Source organism: Faecalibacterium tardum, from assembly GCF_040096515.1.
Classification (GTDB): Bacteria; Bacillota; Clostridia; order Oscillospirales; family Ruminococcaceae; genus Faecalibacterium; species Faecalibacterium tardum.
Genome location: NZ_JBBMEO010000077.1, coordinates 1 through 2,642 on the forward strand (window position 1 = coordinate 1; position 2,642 = coordinate 2,642).

The 2,642-nt window shown below is 57.2% G+C and carries 1 protein-coding gene; it reads right to left on the reverse strand.

Annotated features, from left to right (window positions below; all coding sequences use genetic code 11):
- Nucleotides 1–373: 373 nt before the first annotated feature.
- On the reverse strand, nucleotides 374–2,329 hold the full coding sequence (locus tag WMO44_RS14700; RefSeq protein ID WP_349153020.1) for a bifunctional metallophosphatase/5'-nucleotidase: 1,956 nt from the start codon (nucleotides 2,327–2,329) through the stop codon (nucleotides 374–376).
- Nucleotides 2,330–2,642 lie beyond the last annotated feature (313 nt).

Here is a 2,642-nt window from a genome sequence, read left to right on the forward strand (position 1 = left end):
TGTTTTTTCCGGCTCCGCCGATTTGAAGCCCTCTCAGGCGCTCCCGCGCCAGCTCTCCCGAAGGGAGAGCCAAGGTCGAAAGCTCGTTGCTGAAGTTTTAGGTGTAATGAGAAAGTTTTCGGTAGTGCTCTTGCCTCTCCCTTTGGGAGAGGTGGCAGTGAGCGAAGCAAACTGACGGAGAGGGCAAGCCCTTTTCTCGCAGCGCCGCGCTTTCGCAGAAAGCGGCGCTGCAAATGCCGTTTTCCTTCACGACCCCACCCGTGAAAATACAAGCCCGGAAAGTCCGCAGACTTTCCGGGCTTGTTCTAATTAAAAATAGTTTTTCCGCTGAATATGCGCAAAGCGAACGCGGAGCGCATTTAAATCGTCAGGCTCAGCCCTGCGCCTTTTTTCTGCGGCGAAGCTTGCGCACCAGCTTACGGAGCAGCAGCACAAGGCACACCACCAGCAGAACGGCGGTGAGAATTATGCCAAGGAGGATAAAGGCAAAGCGGTTGGGCTTTTTTAGCAGCGCGGAAAGGCTGCGGCTGTCCTCTACCTTTTTGCGGTCGTGCAGGGTGCTGTAATAGTCCGGTACGTTGCCGATGCCGTCGCCGTCGGTGTCCTCGAACGAGGCCATGTACCGCGCAATGGCGTCCCAACCCTTCAGCTCTTTGCCGTTTTCGGTCAGGATCACATCCTCAAAATCTTCGATGGGGGTGCCGTCGGCGTATTTCGGCACGATGGACAAAATGCCGTAGGACATATCCGTTACGGCGCTCAGCATCTGCCCGCTGTAAAGGTCTGCCACAATGCGGTACAGCTTGTCGTCCTGCAGCTCCACGCGCTGCCCGTCCTTGATCAGATAGACGTCCGTCACCTTGTTCAACAGCAGCCGGTGGGGGTTATAGGCAAAATTCAGGCCGCTGCAATACAGCCGCGCGGTGGTCATGAAATCCGACACGGAAGCGTCGATCTCGGCGGCGGTGCGCAGCTCCTTGCCGGTGAGGTAGACTTCGATGAGGGGATAGCCCGGCACACCGTCCGCGCCGATGCCCAGCGAGAAGGAGTTGAACACCTGCTCCACCGTGATATCGCCCCGGGCGTAGGTGTCGCGCACGGTGCCGCTGGGCACCACCGCCACATCTACCGGCACGCCGTCATAGTCGGCGGCGTTCTCCACCGCGTATACATAGGCGTCCGCAATGATATCGCCCAGATTGTGCTCGGTGTGCACCTTGCCCAGATCTTCCAGGTTGGAAAAAACAACGTCATTTTCCGCCAGCACCTGATCCTTGGTGTAGCCGAACTGCGCCAGATAATCTTCGTCCACTGTGTCCATAAAGCGGTCGATGACCTCTTGCGTTTGTGCATCGGCGGGAATATCGGAAGTGATGGGGATCAGCTGGTAATCGGTCACCTGCCAGCGCCCGTCCGCTTTTTGTGCCATGGACAGGCTGCCCAGATTTTTGCCGTACTCGCCGCAGGATACCACATAGGTGTCCCCGTGCCGGATGGGTTCCCGGATACGGCTGTGGGTGTGGCCGCTGAGGATAAGGTCGAGCTCAGGCACACCTTTAGCCAGCAACTCGTCCTCAGACTTTTTAGGGTCGTCCCATGTGCCGCTGTGGGAAACGCAGACGATCATATCCGCATTTTCGTTTGCCTTGATCTCTGCCACGGTGGCTTTGACCGCCTGTACCGGGTCTTTGAATTTCAGCTCGCAGGTGGGCGCGCAGGAGAGCGCGTCCTTGCCGAAAACGCCCACCACAGCAATGCGCACATCGCCCTTCTGCACCACGGTGTAGTCCTGCACGCCGTAGGCGGAAAAGGCGTCTTTGAGCATCTGCTGTCCCTCGGTGAGGCCGGCGGCTTCCATGGCGTCCCAGTCTACATTGCAGACCACGATGGCCGGGACGGCATCGCCGGAGGTGCGGGCGCTGGTAAGCATATTGGCAAGCCCCTTGGAGCGGTAATCGAACTCGTGATTGCCGAAGGTGGTCACATCGTAGCCCATGTGGCCCAGCATCCGCAGCTCTGCGGCCTGTGTTTCAAACACGGTCTGGATCAGGGTGCCCATGGAAAAGTCACCGCCGTCGATCACAAGGGTGTCCGGGTCTTTGGCGCGCTGTGCCTTGATGAGGGTGTTGGCGCGGGCAAAGCCGCCGATCTCTGCTTCCTCGTCTTCCACCACGGTGGTGAAGGTGTTCAGGTGGGAGTGGGTGTCGTGGCTGAACAGGATGTCCAGCGTTTTACCCGTCTCCGGTGCCTGCCCATAGGCGGCGGGAATGCCCAGCAGTACTGAAAACAGCAGCAGCACGGCCACCGTCATGGCGAAAAGCTTTTTCATGGCGTGTTCTCCTTTTGTTGCGTCCTTATTTTTTTCGGCTCAGTCGAATTTTTACAGCATCAGAAAAAGTAATACCGCTCTATAAAAATCAACTATCTGCACGTTATTTTAGCATAAATGTACAAAATAAACAAGGCGGCAGTTGCCTTCTTGCACCGATATGCAACGCTTTTGGAAAATCAGACTTGTTTTAGCGCTGTGGGCACGAACCCTCTCAGTCACGCCTGACGGCGTGCCAGCTCCCCCGAAGGGGGAGCTTAACTCCCTCAGTCAAAACCTGACGGTTTTGCCAGCTCCCTCTGGGAGGGAGATC